The organism is Extensimonas soli (genome assembly GCF_029211265.1).
Lineage (GTDB): Bacteria > Pseudomonadota > Gammaproteobacteria > Burkholderiales > Burkholderiaceae_C > Extensimonas > Extensimonas soli.
The window spans coordinates 1-21560 of the sequence record NZ_JARGEL010000009.1; the positions used below are offsets into that span (position 1 = coordinate 1).

Genomic DNA, 21560 nt, shown 5'->3' on the forward strand with positions numbered 1-21560 from the left:
ACTTTGGGGGCTACCCGCATGGCCTGGCTCCTTTTGGGGATCATCGTGGATCGATGGAATCCCAGCCAGATTTTAAGCTACATTAAGAATAAAACACTACACTAGCAACGGACCGCACGGCGCCTGCCCTGCGCACCCCGCGGGTGCGGGCACGATGCCCAAACGGGCATCGTTCTTGCTGAAAGATCGCCATCCGTTCTCCAAAGGAAGCCCGATGAAAAAGCGATCGTTCCTGCAGGCCGCGCTGCTGCTAGGCAGCGGCAGCCTGCCCACGGCACAGGCCCAGACTGCCGGCCCCGCTGCACCCACCGCCGCCACGCCGATCAAGTTCCAGCTCGACTGGCGCTTTGAAGGGCCGGCGGCGTTCTTTTTGCACCCTGTGGCCAAGGGCTACTTCCAGGCTGCGGGCCTGGACGTGAGCGTGGATGCGGGCAGCGGCTCGGGCGGGGCGGTGCAGCGCGTGGCCTCGGGCAGCTACGACATGGGCTTTGCCGACCTGGCCGCGCTGATGGAGTTCCACGCCAACAACCCCGACGCGCCCAACAAGCCCGTGGCCGTGATGATGGTCTACAACAACACACCCGCCTCGGTCATGGCGCTCAAGAAAAGCGGCATTGCCAAGCCCGCCGACCTCACGGGCAGGAAGCTCGGCGCCCCCGTGTTCGATGCGGGGCGACGCGCCTTCCCGATTTTCGCCAAGGCCAACCACGTGGGCGAAGTGCAGTGGATCACCATGGACCCGCCGCTGCGCGAAACCATGCTGGTGCGCGGCGACGTCGATGCGATCACCGGGTTTACCTTCACCTCGCTGCTCAACCTCGAAGCGCGCGGCGCCAAGCCCGCTGACGTGCTGGTGCTGCCCTACGCCGACTGGGGCGTGAAGCTCTACGGCAACGCGATCATCGCCAGCCCCCGGCTGATCGCCGAGAACCCGGCAGCGGTCAAGGCGTTTTTGCGGGCCTTCGCGCGCGGCGCCAAAGAGGTGATCGCGCAGCCCGCCGCAGCGCTCGCGGCCGTGAGGGCGCGCGACGGCATCGTCAACGTGGCGCTCGAAACGCGGCGCCTGCAGCTGGCCATAGACACCGTGGTCAACAGCCCCGACGCGCGTGCCGAGGGCTTTGGCCAGGTGCGGCCCGCGCGCCTGTCGCTCATGGCCTCGCAGGTGTCCGACGCCTACCGCACCAAGACGCGCGTGGACCCGGCGGCCGTGTGGAACGGCAGTTTTCTGCCGCCCGCGGCCGAACTCGACGTGCTGCCGCGCAAGTGAACCGTGCAGCTACGGGTGCGGGTGCAGGGGCCTGTGCATATACGGCATCCATGCCCCGGCTTGCTCACTTTTTCGGATTGACTTTCGATAGCTGCTTGTGCTGACCAATCAAGCGCAAAAGCCTTATTTGATACCCCAAAATGCAGCCAGAAAATCCTGCTTTCATCGAATTCCGCGACGTCTGGCTCGCCTACAGCGACGAGTTGCGCGCGCAAAACCAATTCGCGGTCGAAGCCATCGATCTGCAGGTGCCACGCGGCGCCTTCATCGCCATCGTCGGGCCATCGGGCTGCGGCAAATCCACCTTCATGAAGCTCACCACGGGCCTGCGCCAGCCCAGCATGGGCAAGATCCGCGTGGCCGGCGAGCCCGTCACGGGGCCGCTCAAAATTTCGGGCATGGCGTTTCAGGCGCCCTCGCTGCTGCCCTGGCGCAGCACGCTGGACAACGTGCTGCTGCCGCTCGAAATCGTCGCCCCGTACCGCAGCCAGTTCCGGCAAAAACGCAAAGAATTTGAGGAGCGCGCCCGCGCCCTGCTGCACAAGGTAGGGCTGGCCGGCTACGAGCACAAATATCCCTGGCAGCTCTCGGGCGGCATGCAGCAGCGCGCAAGCATCTGCCGCGCGCTGATCCACGAGCCGCAGATGCTGCTGCTCGACGAGCCCTTCGGCGCGCTCGACGCCTTCACACGCGAGGAGCTCTGGTGCACGCTGCGCGACCTGTGGCAGGAGCAGCGCTTCAACGTCATCCTGGTCACGCACGACCTGCGCGAGTCGGTCTTTCTGGCCGACACCGTGTACGTGATGAGCAAGAGCCCGGGCCGCTTCGTGGCGCAAAAAACCATCCCGCTGCTGCGCCCGCGCCCGCTCGAAGTCACCTACACCAAAGAATTCACCGACATCGTGCACGAGCTGCGCGGGCACATCGGCGCGCTGCGCCAAAACGGTGCCGGCGCCGCGCTGGCGCAATGAGCGCCAACAAGCAACACACACAAAACGAAAGGCCCACCATGCACCAAAAAACCGTGGAACGCTGGGCACCGTGGCTGCTGCTCGCGGCCATCCTGCTGCTGTGGCAGGTGCTCTGTGCGGCGCTAGCCGTGTCGGAATTCATCTTCCCCAGCCCCTGGAGCATCGCCACGCAGCTCGTGCAGTTTGGCGACGTGATCGCGGGCCACGCCTGGCGCACCTTCTGGGTCACCATGGCGGGCTTTGGTCTGGCCATCGTGGTGGGCGTGCTGCTGGGCTTCGTGATCGGCAGCTCGCGCCTGGCCTACGCGGCGCTGTACCCGCTGATGACGGCGTTCAATGCGCTGCCCAAGGCGGCCTTCGTGCCCATTCTCGTGGTCTGGTTCGGCATAGGCGCGGGGCCGGCCATCCTCACGGCGTTCTTGATCAGCTTCTTCCCCATCATGGTGAACATCGCCACGGGCCTGGCCACGCTCGAGCCCGAGCTCGAAGACGTGCTGCGCGTGCTCGGCGCACGCCGCTGGGACGTGCTCGTCAAGGTCGGCCTGCAGCGCTCGCTGCCGTACTTTTACGCCTCGCTCAAAGTGGCGATCACGCTCGCCTTCGTGGGCACTACGGTGAGCGAGATGACCGCCGCGAACGAAGGCATAGGCTACCTGCTCGTCTCCGCGGGCTCGTCCATGCAGATGGGCCTGGCCTTTGCGGGCCTGATCGTGGTCGGCGCCATGGCCATGGTCATGTACGAACTCTTCAGCCTGGTGGAAAAACACACCACCGCCTGGGCGCACCGCGGCACGCAGGGCGGCTGAGCATTCGCCGTCGTCTGCACTGTCTGTCTTTGCCGTCATGCGGGCCGCACTGCAGGCCGGCCGAGGCCGAGTTGCACCTGCAGCGCGGGCGCAGGCCTGCACCAAAGCGCGTAGCCCGATCCGGCGTCGAACCCAGCTAGTGTAGTGTTCGATGCTTGATGCGACCAATAAAACCGATGGATTTTTGGTCTGGGCAAGGCGCAAACCGCAGCGATACCGGGTGGTATCGCGAGGATTTGCAACGCGGCCCGGGCCGAAAAGACGCGGTTTTATGTCGCAGATAGCGTCGAACACTACACTAGCAGCCTGTCGGACTTTGGGCGTCGATAGCGAGAATGTGCCCCAGCGAGGCCAGTTTTTGCCGGATTCGCCGCCCCATAGCGGGACTATGGGGCAAGAAGACAGTAAAAAATGGGCCGCTGCGGCGCATTCGCAGCCGACGATTCCAAAGTCCGATAGTCTGCTAGGCATCCCCTTCATGAGCACGGATGCGCGCATCGTGGACCCGGAAAGTTTGCAAGAGTTACCCATAGGCGAATCCGGCGAGATCATCGTCCACGGCCCGCTGGTCTTCGGCGGCTATGGGAAGCAGCCCGAAGCCACTGAAAGAGCCTTCATCGAGTTCGAAGGCAAGCGATTCTTCCGCACGGGCAACCTCGGCCGCATGGACAAGGACGGCTACTTCTTCATCACCGACCGCCTCAAGCGCATGATCAACGCGAGCGGCTTCAAGGTCTGGCCGTCGGAAGTCGAGATGCTCATGTTCCGCCACCCCGCGATCGCCGAAGCCTGCGTGATCGCCGCGCGTGACAGCTGCCGCGGCGAAACCGTCAAGGCGATGGTCGTGCTGCGTCAGAAATACCGCGGCAAGGTCAGCACCGAAGACATCATCGCCTGGTGCCGCGAACACATGGCCGCCTACAAGGTGCCGCGCATCGTCGAATTCGTCGATGCCCTGCCCAAGAGCGGCAGCGGCAAGGTGATGCGGCGCCTGCTGCAAGAAAAAGAGCAGCAAGCGTCGTAAAAATCAGGCCGGATACGTTTCAAGACTCACCGAGCGCGACCGCGACGCAGGCAAGCTCGGTGGATTTTCCCCATCCCACGCCACCCCCAACAAAAAGCCAGCACCCGGGCTGCCCCCAAAGCGCTGGCAAGGAGTGGTTCGCAGTAAAAAAGAGAGCAGTCGCTTAGAAGCGGTGCACCATACCTACGACGAAGCCGTTGATGCTGTCACCTTGCACTCTTTGCTGTCCGCCCTGGCTGCCGCCCCACAAAGGCTGAATCGGCGCAATGCCATTGTCCGCGTGGCCGAAGGTGGAGAACAGATAAGTGCGTTTGGACAGGCTATAGTGGGCCGTGATGACCGCGTACTTGCTCTTTTTCTTGTAGGGCGTGCCAGCCACCGCGTCGTCGCTGGCATTGATTTCGCTGTATTGCAGGCCCACACGAAACTCAGGAGTGAAGGCATAGTTGCCGCCGATCAGCCAAGCTTTGGAATCGAGCCAACCATACGGAATCTTGTTTTTGTTGCTGACTTTGTCGTACATAAAAGCCAGACGGTATTTGCCCACGTCATAAGAGCCCGTCAGGATCCAGTAATGAACATCGTCGTTCGCATGGACTCCAGATGAATTGTCAACTCCATTGTCTTTAACGTAGCTCAGCGCCACTTTGAAAGGCGCCTGGGTATAGCTGACCACACCACCCATGCCGCGGCCGGCCGAAGAATCGCCCGGCTGCTCACCCAAAATATACTGCACGCCCACGTCGAAACCCGCGAAACTCGGGCTCGTATAGCGGATCATGTTGCTGTTCCAGAAATCATTGCTGATCCCTTGGGCAGCAAACATGTTCGAGATACTCGAGTTGATCGCCGTATTGGGCATGCCGGAACCATTGACGAGCTGCGACACGATGAACGTGGTGTAGTCGCGGCCCAGGCGCAGCGAACCCCACTGATCACTCTTGAGGCCCACCCAAGAACCACGGTTCCAAATTGCGCTGGTCGTCGTTGGCCCTTGAGCACCCGTGTTGTTAGCTCCTCCTGCCCCACCGCTTTTCGGATCAAGCGCCCCCTCAAAACCGAACTGTGCGGCCAAGCCGCCGCCCAGGTCTTCCGTGCCTGTGAGTCCCCAGATCGAGGAGCTGTTGGTGTCGGTGTTGATCTTGGTGAGGCGCTTGTCCATGGTGGACGAACGCGAAAACGTGCTCACGCCCACGTCGAGCACGCCGTATATACGGACGCTGGAGCCTCCCGACTGCGCCTGCGCACCCACGGCTGTCGCCGCCAAGACGGCTGCCACCAGAGCGCTGCGCTGGAATTTCTGAATATGTTTCATGTGTCGCCTACCTTTCTGTAAGAGAGAACGCTGCTTGCAAAAAATGGATGAACAATGATGGGCCTCGCTACCTTCTCGGGGAAGAGACCAGATCGAGACTGGAAGAGCAGACCTTATGGGCCACTGCATCGCACCTGATCCGGGAGAACACGGCCAAAAATTGACACCGCGAAGATAGGCGATCCCTCTCATGTTCCATGCTGGGACAATCCCTAGGTTGGCCTGAAATGTGTCGCAAAACAACACATATCTATCCCCATCTTGACTGTGCTGAAAGCAGGCAACCTGACGAGATTGCAACCCAGCCGCATTGCAAAAATCCCCCCCATGTCCCGCCAGCGCCCCCCTTCCTCTTTGCCCATGCGCGCAGGCGTGAGTCCGAGTTGCGTGGCGCTGCCTTCACGCGGCAGCGGCACCGTGCTCGACCATCTGGCCGAACGCCTGCCTGCGCTCAGCCGCGCCGCGTGGCAGCGGCGCATGGAGGCGGGCGAAGTGGTCGATGAACGCGGCGGGGCGGTAACGCCCGAACGGCCTTTCGAGCCTGGCTTGCGCATCTTTTATTACCGCCACCTGGAATCGGAGCCTGAGATTCCGTTTACCGAAGAGGTGCTTTATCAAGACGCACACTTGCTCGTCGCCGACAAACCGCATTTCATGCCCGTGACGCCGGGCGGACGCTATTTGCAGCACAGCTTGCTGGTGCGCCTCAAACGCCGGCTTGGCTTGGCGGAGCTTTCGCCGCTGCACCGCATAGACCGCGACACTGCCGGGCTGGTGTTGTTTTCGGTGCAGCAGCGCACGCGCGGGGTGTACCAGGCGCTGTTTCGCGAGCAGCGCATCCACAAGCAGTACGAGGCCGTGGCCGGCTGGCGTGCGGACCTGACCTTTCCGCGCGAGCACCACAGCCGCCTCGAGGAGAGCCCGCAATTCTTTCGCATGCACGAGGTGCCGGGCGCCCCCAACAGCTGCACGCGCCTGGAGTTGCTCGAAGTGGCGGGCCACTGGGCGCGTTACCGGCTCGAGCCCGTGACGGGCAAACGCCACCAGTTGCGCGTGCACATGGCCGCGCTGGGCCTGCCGCTGCGCCATGATGCGTTCTACCCGGAGGTCAACGACCCGCCCGAGGGAGATTTTTCGCGCCCGCTGCAGCTGCTCGCGCGCACCCTGCGCTTCACCGACCCACTCACAGGTGAGCAGCGATGCTTCGAGAGTCGGCGCCAGTTGCTGCCATTGGACGCACAGCCACAGCAAGTGCCAGACGGCACTTTGGGCTAAGACAAACGAGATGCTGGTTTGGAGCGGGCGATGGGAATGTTGACGCCGACCGATACTTGAGTTCGGAGGCTTGCAGCTTCGGAAAGTGCTCTTTGATCAAACGCGCAGCGTCCTTGTCGCCGATGGCCACGGCCGTCGTCCCCTGGAAATGCTGCTCGGGGTTGAGAAGATCGAATCCCGTATAGCCGCTCTCGTCAATCCGGAAGCACTCCATTCAGATCTTCCCCTGCACGATGTTGACGCCAATGCGATCAGCCAGATCGAGCATTGCATCGTAAATGTCCCCATCGTCCAGTAGGCTGCGTGAATTGCCGTTCGGTCGAAGGGCGCCGGCGGGGATGCGGTCACCGAAAAGAACGACAGCGCGCGCCGAGTCGTCCTGCCGTGAGACCCAGGACAGTCCTTGGGCCTGCGGGCATTGACGGTGGATCGCCTCCGCCCACTTGCGGGTGGCCGGGTACTGGTCCTTCTCGGTGTCGATGAGTTGCTTGCGCGTTACGCCCAGCTTGCGCAGCGGCACGCTTGCCAGATCGACGAGCTGAAACTCTTGCTCGACCTGGATAGTGGAATGGACCTGTCCAACCAGCTTGTCCTTGTCGAAGCTCTTGAAACCGGCGGTATGCGGGACGTCGTGGAAGACCGTCTCCATCAAGGCGCACGCCATCGTTGTGCCGCCGTACATCGTGGGGATCGGCTTTCCGTGTTCATTCTGGATCGGGCTGAAACGCGCATTGCCGTGTACGCCCGGGTTGAACTGGTCAGCCTGATATTTGCTCTGATGCACACGATGCAGTACCTCACCCTTTGCGAGCGACGTAAGCGTGGCATGGAGCTTGTCCGGGGGAGCCGGCGTGCTGGAAAACGCTTCGTCGGCGGGCGGTAGTGGAGCAGTGCCGCCCGCCAGCTTGGCACTTCGCCTACCCATGGGCAATCTCCTGAACCTCGTCCATCGCCGCTTCGATCACCCGCTCAGGTCCAGACGCCAGCAGATCCTGGGGCCGCTTGCCGCCCAGGAAGCTGTTGTCCGAGCCGAACCAGTAGGCCATGCCCCACCCATCCTTGTGGCCACCAAAGATCTCGATGATCTTGGCGAGAGCTTTCACCGGGCGGAAGCCAGTATCACGGTCCAGACCGTAGCCCGGGAAATAGTCGACGCCCCCATGGTTGATGGCGAAGATCAACCCCTGCTTCTTCCATTTGTTGGGCTGGGCGCTGGGATTGCGGGTGCTCAGTCCTGCCAGTTGGGCAATGTCGGCCGCAGTCAACCAGTCCCCGCTTTCCAGCACAGCCTTGCGTGCCCGCACCAGCATGGCCGCCTCCTTGAGCAGGCGAGGAGACGGTGGCGTCCGAGGCACCAGGACCTCGGCCAGGCGCTCCAGCGACTCCCGGTCCTGGCGCTCCAGCAACACTTCGAACATGGAGGACGCCACATTGGTGAAGTTCTCCGCCAGGGCTTGGAAGACGTTCGGTTTAATGTGGTCGAACGCGACCACGAGCACGCGATCAGCATGCGACTTCCCAAGACGAGCCTGCACCTCTTTCGGGGTGCCAACCAAAGTCGAGACCCCCGGATGGTCTGCAACGACGCTCATGGATGCGCTCCTTTTAAGGTTATCTAGGTTATTTTATATTAACATATCCAAAATAACCTTGAAAGCTCCCTCTTTCTCTTTCTGCGGGGGCTGCGCGCCCGAATCGGAGGAACCTCCTGCAAAACATCTCGCCGCAGCCTTCAGAGGTGGATGGCCGGCGCTGGCGTTTCGCCGCGTCGGGGGCGAGCGCGCTGGCGTTGCGGCGTGGATGATGGCGAGGCGACTGGCAGGGCAGTTTGGTTGCTGCGGAGGAACTCGTGGTGGGTCCATGGCCGACGAAGCGGCGACCAAAATGACCGGCAGCCGTCCGCCAGCGCCCGCGTAAATGCACAGCACCGCCTAATGGGCAATCAGGGTTGAAGTGGAGCGGGTGAAGGGAACAGCACCCGGTCGCTAACTCGTTTATTACGAACGCTTTTTCCGATCCAAGCGTCACGGAATGGACTCGATTGTGGACTCAAGTCTTCGGCCTGGTCAACGCAAGCCGCTGCGGGTGATCCAAATCGAGCCAAGCTCATCCATCAACAGCCAGAGCATCGGATTTCATACCGAAGTCTATCTGTCCACTGGCACATCACGCCACAGGCCGCTACGGACAGGTGAGCTGCGTCCTCAAAGGATTGACTCATCATCGACAGGCGCGGTCCCGCCCGCCTTTCGCCCGCTCGATGAACCGCTTCATGGGCTCCGAGGGTTCGCCCCGGCGGCGCAGCAGGTAGGTAGAGAGCACCGGTGGGCTGCCGGCCAAGGGACGAATGGAGATGTCCGGGCGCTGTAGCGTCTGCACCTGCGAGGCGATGGCGAAGCCGATGCCGTAGCCTGCACCGACCAGGGTCAGCATCACGCCCAGGCTGGTCACTTCATCGACCAGCTTGAGCGGCGTGCCTGCGTCCTGCAGCAGCGCTTGAATCTGATGGCGGCAGCCCGATCCCGATTCGGGATGGCACAGAACCAGCGGGAACTTCAGGGCTTCGGCCAGCGGCACCTGCACGTGTGCCAGCAAGGGGTGGCGTGCGGGCACGATCACCGACAGCGGATCGGTCCACACCGGCTCGGCGACGAGGCCATCATGTACCGCGTTTGACAACGCAAAGCCGATGTCCAGCAGATCGTCGTGCAGCGTCTTGAGCTGCTGCGCGAACGGCAGCTCGAAGACGCGAATCTCCATCTCGGGCTCCTCCTCGCGGCTGCGTGCCAGCAAGGTGGCGATGCGGGGCTGCGCCAGGCCGTCGCAGATCGCGATGCGCAGATGGCCCTGGTAGCCCTGTGCCGCCGCCTTGGCACTCTTGACTGCCTGCTCCACGGTGGCCATCACGCGTCGGCATTCGCCTAGGAACACCTGGCCGGCCCAGGTCAGCCGCGTCAGGCGGGTGCTGCGGTCGAACAACTGCACGCCAAGCTGGCTTTCCAGGTCGCGCATTGCTCGTGATACGGGAGATTGCTCGATCCCGAGACGCTCGGCCGCGCGGGCGAGATGCAGCTCTTCCGCGACTGCAACGAAATAGCGTAGCAATCTAGGCTCCAAGGCAGCCTCCCATCGGCCCTTTACACCAGGTCTTGGTACGAGCCAGCCACCAAGCGATGGGGATGTCGATCAGGATCAGGGTGACGACGCCTGCTAAACGTGCGGTCAACCGGAGGGCTTGCAGATCACTATCCGTCAGCACGCAAACACCCTCGTGTCAATGCGCATGCTTCGTGTCCGAGCACCCGAGTGTGTAAAGGATGCTCTTCGGTGAACTGCCCAAGCGAATGGTCCAGACTTTCATGCCGCAGGCCCCTCGACTACTCAATACATATGCTGGCCGCCGTTCATCGCCACGTTGCTGCCGGTCATGAAGGCGGCGGCTTCGCTGGCGATGAAGGCGACAAGTGCCGCAATCTCGTCCGGCTGGCCCAGACGGCCAACCGGAATCGCATCGATGATCTTCTGGCGCATGTCCTCCCGCACCGCCATCACCATCTCGGTGGCCAGATAACCCGGCGACACGGTGTTGACCGTCACACCCTTGCGCGCGACCTCCTGCGCCAGCGCCTTCGTGAACCCGTGCACGCCGGCTTTGGCCGCCGAATAATTGGTCTGCCCGAACTGGCCCTTGCTGCCGTTGATCGACGAGATGTTGACGATGCGACCCCAGCCGCGCTCGACCATCGGATCGATGAACGGCTTGGTGACGTTGAACATGGAGTCCAGGTTGGTGCGCAGTACGGCATCCCAACCGGCCTTGTCGAGCTTGCGCAGCGTTGCATCGCGGGTGATGCCGGCGTTGTTCACCAGGATGTCGATCCGATGACCGTCGGCGTGGATGCGCCGCGCCATTTCCTGCGTTGATTCGTAGTTCGATACATCCACCCCGTAGGCAGCAAGTTTGTAGCCCTGTGTCGCTTGCGCTTGCTGCCACTGGCCAATCGTGGTGTTGCCGGGGGTATGCGTGACGATCACGCGGTGGCCGGCATCGTGCAGGGCACGGGCGATCGCAGCGCCCAACCCCCGGTTGCCTCCCGTCACCAGCGCCGTCCGTTGCGTCGTATTCATTGCCGTCCCCTCATTTCTTGGTCTTGCCCTGGGGTACGGCGCTTGGGGCGGTCCAGGGCTGGGTCCAGCGCTGGCAAAGCTGCGTGAAAGAGGCTGCGTCGCCACTCGCGCCGAATGCCTCGGAGACAGACTCCTGCCAAGTCGTGAGCGCCTGGCGCAGTCCATTGGCAAAGGCCGTCTGGCTCTTGGCTGCTACTTGCCCGACCGCTTGGGCATCGCCCATGCGGCCTTGGCACAGACGCCAGAACACTTCGGACGGCAAGGTCGCGAGCGCTTGCCAGTCGGCCGCCTGTTGGAGGCCCTGGATGCGCGAGGTGGTCTCCAGCACGCTGCCAGCGCTGAGCTGTTGCATGACTTCGAGCCAGTGATGGCTGCTCTCCTGCAGCAAGCGCGTGATCTGCAGTTGCAGCTCGGCATTGGCTTTGTAGAGATGGATTGGCAGTTCGTTGCTCATTGCAGTGCCCTTCGGTCATGGTGGGCCCCCTTCGGGGCGGGTGTAGGCCATCCCAAGCGATGTCCCTGTTGAAATGGTCTTGTCTTGTCTCGGCTTCGGCGCGTCGTATCAGCGCATTGCCACATAGGTTCCCGGTGCATCACCAAGCGGGACCTGCGTGCCGCCCATGGCGGGCGGCGATACCCGCTCGGTCGAATGTCGTGCCAGCCACTGCTGCCAGGCTGGCCACCATGAGCCCTCGTTCAGCGGGGTTTCGGTACGCCACGTTTGCGGATCGACGTAGCGAGCGCCGACGCTGCGGGTCGCAATCTGGTAGCTGCGCCGGGGGTGCCCCGGCTCGCTGACCACGCCGGCGTTGTGCCCGCCGCTGGTCAGTACGAAGGTCAGCTCCGCATCACTGAGCAGATGCATCTTGTACACGGATGGCCAGGGGGCAACGTGGTCGCGCACCGTGCCGACGATGAGCATCGGCACTTCGATGTCGGCGATCGCCACCGGCCGTCCGCCGACCTGGTAGCGTCCCTCGGCCAGATCGTTGTTCAGATACAAACGCCGCAGGTACTCGCTGTGCATGCGATACGGCATGCGCGTCACGTCGGCATTCCATGCCATCAGGTCATTGAACTCCTGCCGTTCGCCCAGCAGGTACTCGCGCACGCGCCGCGACCAGATCAGGTCGCGCGAGTTGAGCATCTGGAAAGAGGCGGCCATCTGCTTGCCGTCGAGATAGCCCTTGTCCCACATCCCGGCTTCCAGCCAGGCAAGTTGACTGTCGTCGATGAAAAGCGCGATTTCGCCCGACTCGCGGAAGTCGGTCTCCGACGCCAGCAGCGTCAAACTGCGCAGCCGTTCGTCGCCATCGCGCGCCATCGCGGCTGCGGCGATCGTCAGCAAGGTGCCGCCCAGGCAATAGCCAACCGCCTGCACCTTGCGCTCGGGCACGATGGCCGTGACCGCGTCCAGTGCATCCATGACCCCCAGCCATCGGTAATCCTCGAGGCCGAGGTCGCGATCGGCCGCGGTCGGGTTCTTCCAGGAAAGGATGAACACCGTATGCCCCTGGTCGACCAGGTACTTCACCATCGAGTTGTGCGGTGACAGGTCGAGGATGTAGTACTTCATGATCCAGGAGGGCACGATCAGCACCGGCTCGGCATACACATCGGGGGTCGTGGGTGTGTACTGGATCAGCTCGATCAGGTGGTTGCGAAACACCACCTTTCCTGGTGTGACCGCCACGTCCTGGCCGACTTTGAAGCCTTCGACCCCGGCCGGTTCATCGTCAAGCGCAAGACGCTGTGTATCGTCGAGGAAGTTCATCGCGCCGCGCCACAGGTTGGCGCCGCCGCTGGTTCTGATGGCTTCCAGCACTTCCGGGTTGGTCCAGATGAAATTCGATGGCGACCACATGTCCAGCCACTGCCGCCCAGCGAAAGTGACCATGTTCTCGTGATGGCGCGACACGCCGCGCACGCCGGTGGTGGCGTTGTGCCACCACTGCTGCTGCAGCAAAAAGCCCTGGTGGATCACGTTGAACGGCCATTGCTGCCAGGCCGGCGCCTCGAAGCGCCGATCCTGCTCCAACGGCTCGATGCACGTGGGGCAGCCGTGGGCACTTGCAGCGTGCGCGACGTAGCGCGCCAAGCGTCGCTGCTTGTGCAATCCCTTTTCGATCAGGCTGCGCTGCTTGCCCGGTGAAAGGCTCAGGTGCAGCGCCCAGTCGTACCAAGCCAGCAAACCCGCCGCCGGTGACAACCCGCCAGTGCCGCGTGCCCGGCACGCGTTCGCAAGCGTATCCAGGACATCGGGGCGACAGACGACTTCGGACGGTGCCGGCGCGGGCTTGTCAGGTATGGCAAGGGTGTTCATCTCTGGTCTTCCGATGTTGTAAGTAACTTATTACTATCATAATGCCTACGGGAAAAGATGCAAAGCCTTGAAGAACGCCCGGGGGATTTCCGCCTTCGCTCGAACGAAACCGCTTCTCTTGCTCTGACTGGGGTGGCCGACCTGCCGACCGATTACTCATGATGTGCCAGAGGAGTGTGTTCGCTTCCTGGGTCTCGTCAGCTCACTTGGCCACAATCCATGGATGGGGCAGGAACCATCCTTTCTCATGCGATGAACCGTATTCCCGATCTTGCGACGCGGATGTTTTGCATGTTAGGATAGTAATAAGTCACTTACTTTATGGAGTCTGATCGGTGAGCGAACGTCCTCAACATCTGTCCGCTGAAGAGCGGCGTGCTGCCACGGTGCAAGCGGTGGTGGACTTGGCCGCGGAGCAAAACCCGGCCGAAATCACGACCACGGCCATCGCCGATCGAATGGGTTTGACGCAGGGCGCGCTGTTTCGCCACTTCCCCACCAAGGACGCGATCCTGGAGGCAACGATGACCTGGGTCGGTGAGCGTCTGCTGGTGCGCGTGGACAAGGCGGCCGAGGGCGCCGCGTCTCCTGCCGCGGCACTCGAAGCCATGTTCATGACGCACATCGACTTCGTGGCCAAGCATCCCGGCGTGCCGCGCATGCTGTTCGGAGAACTGCAACGCTCTGGCGAGACGCTCGCCAAGCGGATGGTGCAGACCTTGCTCCGTCAATACGAACAGCGCCTGCGCCGCCTGATGGAGGCAGGCAAGGCCCAAGGCGACCTGGATGCGGATCTGGACGTGGATGCCGCCGCCGTGTTGTTCATCGGCACGATCCAGGGACTGGTCATGCAGTCGCTGTTGGCCGGCAAGGTCAGTCGCATCCGTCGTGATGCGCCAGCCGTGTTTGCCATCTATCTCCGTGGCATCACGCACACCCGATGAAACGCCTTCCATCCTGCCGCCACGCAGTTGCCCGGTCGGCCGAGAGGCACACCACGGTCATGCGATCGCGTTGCGCCTCCAGCGCGAATCCGCGTCATTCAACACTCAGCCCGACCGCCCGGCGGAACGCACACGCACACCGCGACGACGGCGAAGGCTTGGGAGTTTCCGCGATCAAGTAAAGGCCATGAAGATGACCACTCATCCACAACGCAGCATCTGGCACTGGCTGATCTCCCCGCTCGCGATCGGCTTCGGCCTGCTCACTCTTCGGGAGGGCGGCGCCGTTCTGTTTGTCGACGGCGCGGCGCGCCAAGCCGCCGGCCACTATGTGCCTTTCGTGCTCTGGTTCAATTTTCTGGCCGGGCTCGCCTACATCGTCGCCGGCGTCGGCTTGTGGATGCGCCGGCGCTGGGCCGCGTGGTTGGCGATTGTCATCACGGTGGCGACCGCACTCGTGTTCCTGGCTTTCGGAGTGCATGTGGCTTTGGGTGGCGCCTGGGAGCGGCGCACGGTGGTCGCCATGACGCTGCGCACGTTGGTGTGGGCAGGCATAGCGGCCATAGCCTGGCGCCGGTCAGCGGCGAATGCGCCGGTCGCACGCGAGCACTGAGCACCTTTATCCAGCGGAAACCCATCGATGACAACTCCAAACCTCCTCTCCAGAAAAACCCGTTGGGTCGTGATCGCCGTCGTCGTGCTCGCTCTTGGCGGCGCACTGGCGTTCTGGCTGTCGCGCGACCATGGACAACAAGATGCATTGCGCCTCTACGGCAACGTCGACATCCGCGAGGTGCAACTGGCCTTCCGTCAGCCCGGGCGCGTGATGCAAATGGCTTTCGATGAGGGCGATGCCGTCAGCGCCGGCGCGCGCCTGGCGGCGCTCGATGCGCAACCCTATCGGGAGGCCCTTGCGGCAGCGCAGGCCCAGGTGCAGGTGGCGCAGGCGGAACTGGCCAAGCTGCGCCGCGGCCTGCGACCACAGGAAATCACCCAGGCGCGCGAGGCTCTCAGACAGGCACAGGCGCTCGCCACCGAGACCGAGCGCAATTTCCAGCGCCAGAGTGGCCTGTTGGCATCGGGCGCCAGCAGCCAGCGCACGGTCGATGCAGCCCGCACGGCACGCGACCAGGCAGCCGCTGGCGTCGAAGCGGCCAAGGCGGCCCTGTCGCAAGCATCCGAAGGTTTTCGCAAGGAAGACATCGCCGCGGCAGAAGCTCGCCTTGCGGCCGCACAGGCTGCCGCAGCGCAAGCCACGACAGCCTTGGCGGACACCGAGTTGATGGCGCCCAGTAGCGGCACCGTCATCGCACGAGTGCGGGAGCCCGGCAGCATGGTCGCAAGCCAGAGCGCGGTCTACAGCCTGAGCCTGGACAAGCCGGTTTACGTGCGCGCCTACGTGGGCGAGTCGGACTTGGGGCGCATCGCGCCCGGTACTGTGGTGCGCGTCAAAAGCGATTCATCAGAGAAGGTCTATCGCGGCCAGATCGGCTTCATCTCGCCGCGCGCCGAGTTCACCCCCAAGACGGTGGAGACGACGGATTTGCGCACGGATCTGGTCTACCGCCTGCGCATCGTCATCGACGAAGCCGACAGCGACAGTGCCTTGCGCCAGGGCATGCCGGTGACGATCGAGGTCGATGCGAAAGCCGGCACCAGCATCCCGGCGGGGGAGCGTTGAAATGCAGGCAAGCCCTGCCATCGCCGCCGTGCCTGCGGGTGCGGGCGAAGACGCTGCCGTCGTCATCGAAGACGTGGACAAGCATTTCGGAGACGTAAAGGCGCTGCGGGGCTTGAGCGCGCGCATCCACTATGGGCGGCTGACGGGTCTGGTCGGCCCCGACGGCGCTGGCAAGACGACGCTGATGCGGATTCTGACCGGCCTCCTGGTGCCTAACGCCGGCCACGTCACCTTGGCAGGCTATGACGTGGTCAAGGACAACGACGCCATTCATGTCGCCAGTGGCTACATGCCGCAACGCTTTGGCCTGTACGAAGACCTGTCGGTGATGGAGAACATGCGCCTGTATGCGCAGTTGCGCGGCATGGATGCGGACCGCAACGCCGATCTGTTTGCCGAGCTGCTGGACTTCACGCGGCTCGGACCCTTCACCAAACGCCTGGCCGGCAAGCTCTCCGGCGGCATGAAGCAGAAGCTGGGCCTTGCCTGTGCGCTCATGGCGCGGCCGAAGGTGCTGCTGCTGGACGAGCCGGGCGTGGGTGTCGACCCGGTCAGCCGCCAGGACTTGTGGCGCATGGTGCAGGCGCTGACCGATGAAGGCATGGCCGTGGTCTGGTCCACCGCCTATCTCGACGAAGCCGAGCGCTGCGAGAGCGTGCTGCTGCTGAACCAAGGGCAGCTCCTGTTCGATGGCCCGCCGCAGGAGCTGACCGCGCAGCTCGAAGGCCGCAGTTTCCGTCTGGAAGACGTCGGTGCCGAGCGCCGAGCGGTCCTGACCCAGGCACTCGACCTGCCCAGCGTGAGCGATGGCGTGATCCAGGGCGCCGGCGTGCGCGTGGTGTTGCGCGAGGGCGCTCAAGCGGAGCAGCTCCAGGCCCTGTCCGATCAGGCGCGAGTGGAGCTGGCGCAGGTGCCCGCGCGCTTCGAAGACGCCTTCATCGATCTGCTCGGTGGCGGCCCCGGCGGCACTTCGACGCTGGCCGAGCGTCTGCCGCCGGTTGAGCTGGGTTCCGACATTGCCGTGTCGTGCCGAAACCTCACCAAGCGCTTCGGCGAGTTCACCGCCACCGACAACGTCAGCTTCGAGGTGCAAAAGGGCGAAATCTTCGGCCTGCTCGGCCCTAACGGCGCCGGCAAGTCCACCACCTTCAAGATGTTGTGCGGCCTGTTGAAACCAACTGCTGGCGAAGCGCATGTGGTGGGCCATGATCTGCGCCGCGCCACCGGCGCAGCCAAGAGCCGGCTCGGCTACATGGCGCAGAAGTTTTCGCTCTACGGCCTGCTCTCGGTGCAGCAGAACCTGGAATTCTCGGCCGGCGTCTACGGACTGGAAGGCAACACCCGGCGCGAGCGCATTGCCGAGATGATCGAAACCTTCGATCTGGGCGACTGGCTGTCCGCCACGCCCGATTCCCTGCCGCTGGGCCACAAGCAGCGCCTGGCATTGGCTTGTTCGCTGATGCACCGGCCGCCCGTGCTGTTCCTGGATGAACCCACTTCGGGCGTGGACCCGATCACCCGGCGGGAATTCTGGACCCACATCAACGGACTGGCCCGCAAGGGCGTGACCATCATGGTCACCACCCACTTCATGGACGAGGCCGAATACTGCGACCGCGTGGCCATGCTCTCGCGTGCGCAACTGATCGCGCTGGATACGCCCGACGCGCTCAAACGTTCGGCGGTCAGCCCCGAACAACCCGACCCGACGATGGAGGACGCCTTCATTCACCTGGTGGAGTCGTCAGACCGCGAGCTGGAGGCCGCCACATGAACGGCGCCACAATGCACAAAGACGGAAGTGGCCCCCTGCAGACCGACTTGCGCCGTTTTGATTTACGGCGCTTGATCGCCCTGGTGACCAAGGAAAGCTACCAGGCGCTGCGCGACCCCTCGACGCTGCTGATCGCGTTCGTGCTGCCAGTGGTGTTGCTGCTGCTGTTCGCCTATGCGGTGTCGCTGGATGCGAAGGATGTCCGTGTCGGCGTGGTCCTGGAGTCGCCCGGCGCATCGGCACACTCGCTGGCCGCAGCGTTTTCGGGCACCCGCTTCCTGAATACGCACTTCGCCCATGACCGGCGCGAAGTGGCCGACCAACTGGTCTCAGGCGACCTGCGCGGCTACGTGGTGATTCCGCAGGATTTCGAGCAGCGTCTGGCCCAGCGTGGCAGCGAGCCGCTGGTGCAGATCGTCACCGATGGCTCCTACCCCAATACCGCCAACTACGTCGAGAACTACGCCCGTGGCGTGGTCCAGTCCTGGCGTGCCGGACTGGACGTCGGAGCACCAGCGCAGGCCGTCATGCTGGAACCGCGCTACTGGTTCAACCCCGAGCTGGAAAGCCGCCGCGCACTGATTCCCGGTGCCATCGCCATCGTCATGACCATCATCGGCACCATGCTGACTGCACTGGTGGTGGCGCGTGAATGGGAGCGCGGCACCATGGAGGCGGTGCTGTCCACGCCGGCCTCGGTGGCCGAAATCCTGATCGGCAAGCTGCTGCCGTACTTCGTGCTCGGCATGCTGTCCACGCTGGGTGCGGCGGCGCTGGCGGTGTTCGTGTTCGGGGTCCCGATGCGGGGCTCGCTGGCGGCGCTGCTGCTGCTGTCGGCGGTGTTCATGGTGCCGGCGCTGGGTCAAGGTCTGCTGATTTCCTCCTTGGCACGCAACCAGTTCCTGGCAGCGCAGATCGCGCTGTTCACGGGTTTTCTGCCGGCTTTCATGCTGTCGGGCTTTCTGTATGAGATCGACGCGATGCCCGCGCCGATCCGGGCCATCACCCGGCTGGTTCCGGCGCGTTACTTCGTCGATTCGCTGAAGACGGTGTTCCTGGCCGGCGACATCTGGGCCGTGTTCCTGCCCAACCTGGCGGCCATGGCGGCGATCGGGGTGCTGTTCTTCGTGATCGCCAAGCGCGCCACGCGCAAGAACCTGGAGTGAAGCGATGTTGACGTCCGCATTCTCGTTGACCCGCCTGCGCGCCCAGTTCATCAAGGAGGTGCTCAGCGTCCTGCGCGACCCGCGCAGCCGCATGGTGGTGTTCGTGCCGCCGATCCTGCAGTTGCTGGTGTTCGCCTTTGCCGCGACGCTGGAAGTGCGCAACGTCGATATCGCCGTCTACGACCAGGATACGGGGCGCTGGTCGCACGAGCTGGTACAGCGCCTGGACAGCGCCCGCTTCATCACCCACATCCGGCATGTCGACAGCCAGCAGCAACTGCACGAGCTGATCGACCGTGGCGAGGTGATCGCCGCGCTCGCCATCCCGGTGGATTTCTCGCGCTCCATCGCTGCCGGCGAAAGTGGCCGCGCGCAGGTACTGGTCGATGGCCGGCGCAGCAACTCCGGGCAGATCACCGTGGCCTATCTGTCCACCATCGCCGCCGATGTCGGCGCCGAGGTCGTGCCCGACGCCCAGGCACCAACGCCCGTGGTCGTGCGCCACTGGTTCAACCCGAATCTGGTCTACCGCTGGTTCATCGTGCCCGGGCTGACGGGCATCCTGGCGCTGTTCAGCTCGCTCTTGATCACCTCGTTGTCGATCGCGCGCGAGCGCGAGCTGGGCACCTTCGACCAGTTGCTGGTGTCGCCCACCTCGACGCCCGAGATCATCATCTCCAAGTCGCTGCCGGCACTCGCAATTGGCACCGGGCTGGGCCTGTTCATGATTAGCGCGGGCGTCTTCCTGTTCGGCATCCCGTTTACGGGCTCGTTTGCACTCCTGCTTGCCAGCCTGGTGCTGTTCATCGCCTCGGTGGTCGGCATCGGCCTGATGATTTCCGCGGTCAGCATGACGCAGCAGCAGGCCATCCTGGGGGCGTTCGCCGTCGGCGTGCCGGCGGTGCTGATGTCAGGCTTTGCGACGCCTGTGGAAAACATGCCTGTCGTCCTGCAATGGCTGGCTCAGGCCATTCCGCTGACCCACTTCCTCATCATCGTCGAAGGCAGCTTTCTCAAGGCCATGCCGCCCGGTGACATTCTCGCCAGCCTGTGGCCGCTGGCGGTCATCGCCCTGGCCACGCTGACGATGGCCACCGTATTCGTCCGAGGACGCCTGCAATGAAATCCAAGCCCCGCACTCCCTTTCTTCGCGCAACCGTCACCGGCCTGACCCCTGGGCGCGCGCGTCCGCTCGCGCTGGCCCTGTCCTGCGTGCTGCTGACTGCCTGCGCAAGCGTGGGCCCCGACTACCGCGAGCCGCCGCCGGTCGACGTCGGCAGCGGCTGGAGCTTGCCGTTGGCAAGCGAATCCCAGTCCGCAGACTTGAGCCAATGGTGGTCTGCACTGGACGATCCCATCCTCGATCGCCTGATGGCCACGGCGCTGGCACAGAACCTGGATCTGCGCCAGGCTGCGGCACGCATCGATGAGGCACGCGCCCTGCGCGATCGTGTGGCCGGCGAGGCATTGCCCACCGCCGCCGCTGGCGCGAGCGTCAACCGGCGCCGTCAAAGCGAGAACGGACCCCTGCCCGTAGGTTCGATCCCCGGCCTTGACGCCACGCAGACCATCTACGACGCGGGCTTCGACGCGGCCTGGGAGGCCGACTTGTTCGGGGCCAAGCGGCGGGCGCTGGAAGGCGCCAGCGCCCGCCTGCAGGCGACCGAAGCCGAGGCGCAGGGCGTACGCATGCGCATCGTGGCCGAGGTCGCGCGCACCTGGTTCACCGCCGTCGGCGCCCGCTACGAGTTGCACGCACAACAGGCCACACTGGATACGCTGCAGCAGACCTTGGAATTGGTGCGCCTGCGGCATGCGCTGGGCGACGCGTCGGCCGCCGACGTGGAGGCGGCGTACGCCCAATGGACAGCAGTCAACGCGCTCATCCCGGATATCCAGGCGCGTCAGCGCGCCGCGATACTCAGCCTGGGCGTGCTGCTGGGCGCGCCGCCGGAGCGGGAGCTGGCACTGCTGGATGGCCCCTTGACGCCGAGCACGCTGCGGGCGCTGCCGGTGGGCGAGCGCGCAGAGATGCTGCGTCGGCGCCCGGACGTGCTGGCTGCGGAACGTCGCCTGGCAGCGAGTTCCGCCGACATCGGCGTGGCCACGGCCGAGTTGTTCCCCAAACTCTCCATCGGTGTCGGCGGCGGGTTCCAAGCGCTCAGTACGGGCGATTGGTTCGATGCATCCAGCTCGCGTTTTTCCATCCTGCCGCTGATTTCCTGGCGCCTGTTCGACGGTGGCCGTGTGCGAGCCGAAATTCGGGCACGCGAGGCGGCCGAGCGACAGGCCGCGCTGGCCTATGAGCAGGCCGTGCTGGCGGCGCTGGGCGATGCCGAGCGCGCGCTTGGCGACTACCACGGCGGGCTGGACACACTGGAGCGCCGCGGTATGGCACTGGATGCCGCGCGCACCAGCTACGGCCACGCCAAGGCGCGCTACGCGGCGGGCGACATCGCGCTGGTCGAACTGCTGGCCGCCCAGCGCAGCCTGCACGAGGCCGAAACCGCAGCCGCGCGGGCACATACCAACGCCGCCGTGCAATTGGTGGCGCTGTACAAGGCCCTTGGTGGCGGCTGGGACGTATCGACGACGGCATCGACCGCAACCCATCCGCTGCGGGGCGCTGCCGCCCCCGTCGCGTTTTCAAGCCGCTGACTCAACACAAGGGGGCCGTCATGCAAATCAACGTTGGAAATCTCGACCGCATTGTGCGCATCGTCATCGGACTGATTTTGCTCAGTCTCCCATTGTGGCTGGACTCATCCTGGCGTTGGCTGGGACTCATTGGAATCATGCCACTCCTCACCGGCCTGGCAGGCCGCTGTCCTGGCTATCGCCTGCTCGGCCTCAGCACTTGCCCGATGCGAAAACCCGAGTGAACGC

19 protein-coding genes and 1 pseudogene are annotated in these 21560 nt (G+C 63.9%); 13 read left to right on the forward strand and 7 right to left on the reverse strand.

The window, feature by feature from the left end:
* The first annotated feature begins 214 nt into the window (after positions 1-214).
* The 4 genes and pseudogenes from PYV55_RS02310 to PYV55_RS02325 form a co-directional block, all read left to right on the forward strand.
* Complete coding sequence (locus PYV55_RS02310; protein WP_275848914.1) at positions 215-1267, forward strand: ABC transporter substrate-binding protein; 1053 nt, start codon at positions 215-217, stop codon at positions 1265-1267.
* Between the two features lie 140 nt (positions 1268-1407).
* The gene (locus PYV55_RS02315) at positions 1408-2238 is read left to right on the forward strand and encodes an ABC transporter ATP-binding protein (RefSeq protein ID WP_275848917.1); all 831 of its coding nucleotides are present in this window, start codon (positions 1408-1410) and stop codon (positions 2236-2238) included.
* A 38-nt stretch (positions 2239-2276) separates the two neighbouring features.
* Positions 2277-3044: an ABC transporter permease gene (locus tag PYV55_RS02320; RefSeq protein ID WP_275848918.1), complete on the forward strand. Its 768-nt coding sequence runs from the start codon at positions 2277-2279 to the stop codon at positions 3042-3044.
* Between the two features lie 415 nt (positions 3045-3459).
* Positions 3460-4068: pseudogene (locus tag PYV55_RS02325) on the forward strand (AMP-binding enzyme); the annotation flags it as partial.
* A 163-nt stretch (positions 4069-4231) separates the two neighbouring features.
* On the opposite strand, the gene PYV55_RS02330 reads toward PYV55_RS02325, so the two are convergent.
* Positions 4232-5383 (reverse strand): porin, encoded by a 1152-nt coding sequence (locus tag PYV55_RS02330; RefSeq protein WP_275848920.1) that lies wholly within the window; start codon positions 5381-5383, stop codon positions 4232-4234.
* Between the two features lie 327 nt (positions 5384-5710).
* Between PYV55_RS02330 and PYV55_RS02335 the strand changes: the two genes are divergently transcribed.
* Complete coding sequence (locus PYV55_RS02335) at positions 5711-6658, forward strand: pseudouridine synthase (protein ID WP_275848922.1); 948 nt, start codon at positions 5711-5713, stop codon at positions 6656-6658.
* A 214-nt stretch (positions 6659-6872) separates the two neighbouring features.
* Here the strand turns inward: PYV55_RS02335 and PYV55_RS02340 are convergent, their stop codons facing one another.
* The 6 genes from PYV55_RS02340 to PYV55_RS02365 all read right to left on the reverse strand — a co-directional run bounded on the left by PYV55_RS02340 (position 6873) and on the right by PYV55_RS02365 (position 13109).
* On the reverse strand, positions 6873-7583 hold the full coding sequence (locus PYV55_RS02340) for an RES family NAD+ phosphorylase (RefSeq protein WP_275848924.1): 711 nt from the start codon (positions 7581-7583) through the stop codon (positions 6873-6875).
* Entirely contained in the window at positions 7576-8250 is a 675-nt protein-coding gene (locus tag PYV55_RS02345) for a hypothetical protein (RefSeq protein ID WP_275848926.1), read from the reverse strand. The genes PYV55_RS02340 and PYV55_RS02345 overlap by 8 nt, the downstream gene beginning before the upstream one ends.
* A gap of 628 nt (positions 8251-8878) precedes the next feature.
* Positions 8879-9763 carry a LysR family transcriptional regulator gene (locus PYV55_RS02350; RefSeq protein WP_226038649.1) on the reverse strand — a complete coding sequence of 295 codons (885 nt, stop codon included), beginning with the start codon at positions 9761-9763 and terminating at the stop codon, positions 8879-8881.
* 276 nt (positions 9764-10039) lie between these two features.
* Entirely contained in the window at positions 10040-10786 is a 747-nt protein-coding gene (gene phbB, locus PYV55_RS02355) for an acetoacetyl-CoA reductase (protein WP_151609295.1), read from the reverse strand.
* 10 nt (positions 10787-10796) lie between these two features.
* On the reverse strand, positions 10797-11240 hold the full coding sequence (locus PYV55_RS02360) for a phasin family protein (protein ID WP_013721835.1): 444 nt from the start codon (positions 11238-11240) through the stop codon (positions 10797-10799).
* 108 nt (positions 11241-11348) lie between these two features.
* A complete protein-coding gene (locus PYV55_RS02365; protein WP_151609296.1) occupies positions 11349-13109 on the reverse strand; it encodes a PHA/PHB synthase family protein in 1761 nt (586 codons plus the stop codon).
* Between the two features lie 335 nt (positions 13110-13444).
* Here PYV55_RS02365 and PYV55_RS02370 point away from each other — a divergent pair, with 335 nt between their 5' ends.
* The 8 genes from PYV55_RS02370 (at position 13445) to PYV55_RS02405 (ending at position 21556) form a co-directional block, all read left to right on the forward strand.
* Positions 13445-14053: a TetR/AcrR family transcriptional regulator gene (locus tag PYV55_RS02370; protein ID WP_004255154.1), complete on the forward strand. Its 609-nt coding sequence runs from the start codon at positions 13445-13447 to the stop codon at positions 14051-14053.
* A gap of 187 nt (positions 14054-14240) precedes the next feature.
* On the forward strand, positions 14241-14666 hold the full coding sequence (locus PYV55_RS02375; protein WP_151609297.1) for a hypothetical protein: 426 nt from the start codon (positions 14241-14243) through the stop codon (positions 14664-14666).
* A 27-nt stretch (positions 14667-14693) separates the two neighbouring features.
* On the forward strand, positions 14694-15734 hold the full coding sequence (hlyD, locus tag PYV55_RS02380; protein ID WP_151609298.1) for a secretion protein HlyD: 1041 nt from the start codon (positions 14694-14696) through the stop codon (positions 15732-15734).
* Between the two features lies 1 nt (position 15735).
* Entirely contained in the window at positions 15736-17508 is a 1773-nt protein-coding gene (locus PYV55_RS02385; RefSeq protein WP_151609299.1) for an ATP-binding cassette domain-containing protein, read from the forward strand.
* On the forward strand, positions 17505-18674 hold the full coding sequence (locus tag PYV55_RS02390; RefSeq protein ID WP_275848935.1) for an ABC transporter permease: 1170 nt from the start codon (positions 17505-17507) through the stop codon (positions 18672-18674). The genes PYV55_RS02385 and PYV55_RS02390 overlap by 4 nt, the downstream gene beginning before the upstream one ends.
* Before the next feature lie 4 nt (positions 18675-18678).
* Positions 18679-19797, forward strand: a complete 1119-nt coding sequence (locus PYV55_RS02395) for an ABC transporter permease (RefSeq protein ID WP_099589929.1) — start codon at positions 18679-18681, stop codon at positions 19795-19797.
* Complete coding sequence (locus PYV55_RS02400) at positions 19794-21332, forward strand: efflux transporter outer membrane subunit (RefSeq protein WP_017462959.1); 1539 nt, start codon at positions 19794-19796, stop codon at positions 21330-21332. Before PYV55_RS02395 ends, PYV55_RS02400 begins: the two co-directional genes overlap by 4 nt.
* Before the next feature lie 20 nt (positions 21333-21352).
* A complete protein-coding gene (locus tag PYV55_RS02405; protein ID WP_010792188.1) occupies positions 21353-21556 on the forward strand; it encodes a YgaP family membrane protein in 204 nt (67 codons plus the stop codon).
* The last annotated feature ends 4 nt before the right edge of the window (positions 21557-21560 follow it).

Coding starts and splice junctions, on each gene's coding strand:
- PYV55_RS02310 (WP_275848914.1), top strand. CDS start 215: ATGAAAAAGCGATCGTTCCTGCAGGCCGCGCTGCTGCTAGGCAGCGGC.
- PYV55_RS02315 (WP_275848917.1), top strand. CDS start 1,408: ATGCAGCCAGAAAATCCTGCTTTCATCGAATTCCGCGACGTCTGGCTC.
- PYV55_RS02320 (WP_275848918.1), top strand. CDS start 2,277: ATGCACCAAAAAACCGTGGAACGCTGGGCACCGTGGCTGCTGCTCGCG.
- PYV55_RS02330 (WP_275848920.1), bottom strand. CDS start 5,383: ATGAAACATATTCAGAAATTCCAGCGCAGCGCTCTGGTGGCAGCCGTC.
- PYV55_RS02335 (WP_275848922.1), top strand. CDS start 5,711: ATGTCCCGCCAGCGCCCCCCTTCCTCTTTGCCCATGCGCGCAGGCGTG.
- PYV55_RS02340 (WP_275848924.1), bottom strand. CDS start 7,583: ATGGGTAGGCGAAGTGCCAAGCTGGCGGGCGGCACTGCTCCACTACCG.
- PYV55_RS02345 (WP_275848926.1), bottom strand. CDS start 8,250: ATGAGCGTCGTTGCAGACCATCCGGGGGTCTCGACTTTGGTTGGCACC.
- phbB (WP_151609295.1), bottom strand. CDS start 10,786: ATGAATACGACGCAACGGACGGCGCTGGTGACGGGAGGCAACCGGGGG.
- PYV55_RS02360 (WP_013721835.1), bottom strand. CDS start 11,240: ATGAGCAACGAACTGCCAATCCATCTCTACAAAGCCAATGCCGAGCTG.
- PYV55_RS02365 (WP_151609296.1), bottom strand. CDS start 13,109: ATGAACACCCTTGCCATACCTGACAAGCCCGCGCCGGCACCGTCCGAA.
- PYV55_RS02375 (WP_151609297.1), top strand. CDS start 14,241: ATGAAGATGACCACTCATCCACAACGCAGCATCTGGCACTGGCTGATC.
- hlyD (WP_151609298.1), top strand. CDS start 14,694: ATGACAACTCCAAACCTCCTCTCCAGAAAAACCCGTTGGGTCGTGATC.
- PYV55_RS02385 (WP_151609299.1), top strand. CDS start 15,736: ATGCAGGCAAGCCCTGCCATCGCCGCCGTGCCTGCGGGTGCGGGCGAA.
- PYV55_RS02390 (WP_275848935.1), top strand. CDS start 17,505: ATGAACGGCGCCACAATGCACAAAGACGGAAGTGGCCCCCTGCAGACC.
- PYV55_RS02395 (WP_099589929.1), top strand. CDS start 18,679: ATGTTGACGTCCGCATTCTCGTTGACCCGCCTGCGCGCCCAGTTCATC.
- PYV55_RS02400 (WP_017462959.1), top strand. CDS start 19,794: ATGAAATCCAAGCCCCGCACTCCCTTTCTTCGCGCAACCGTCACCGGC.
- PYV55_RS02405 (WP_010792188.1), top strand. CDS start 21,353: ATGCAAATCAACGTTGGAAATCTCGACCGCATTGTGCGCATCGTCATC.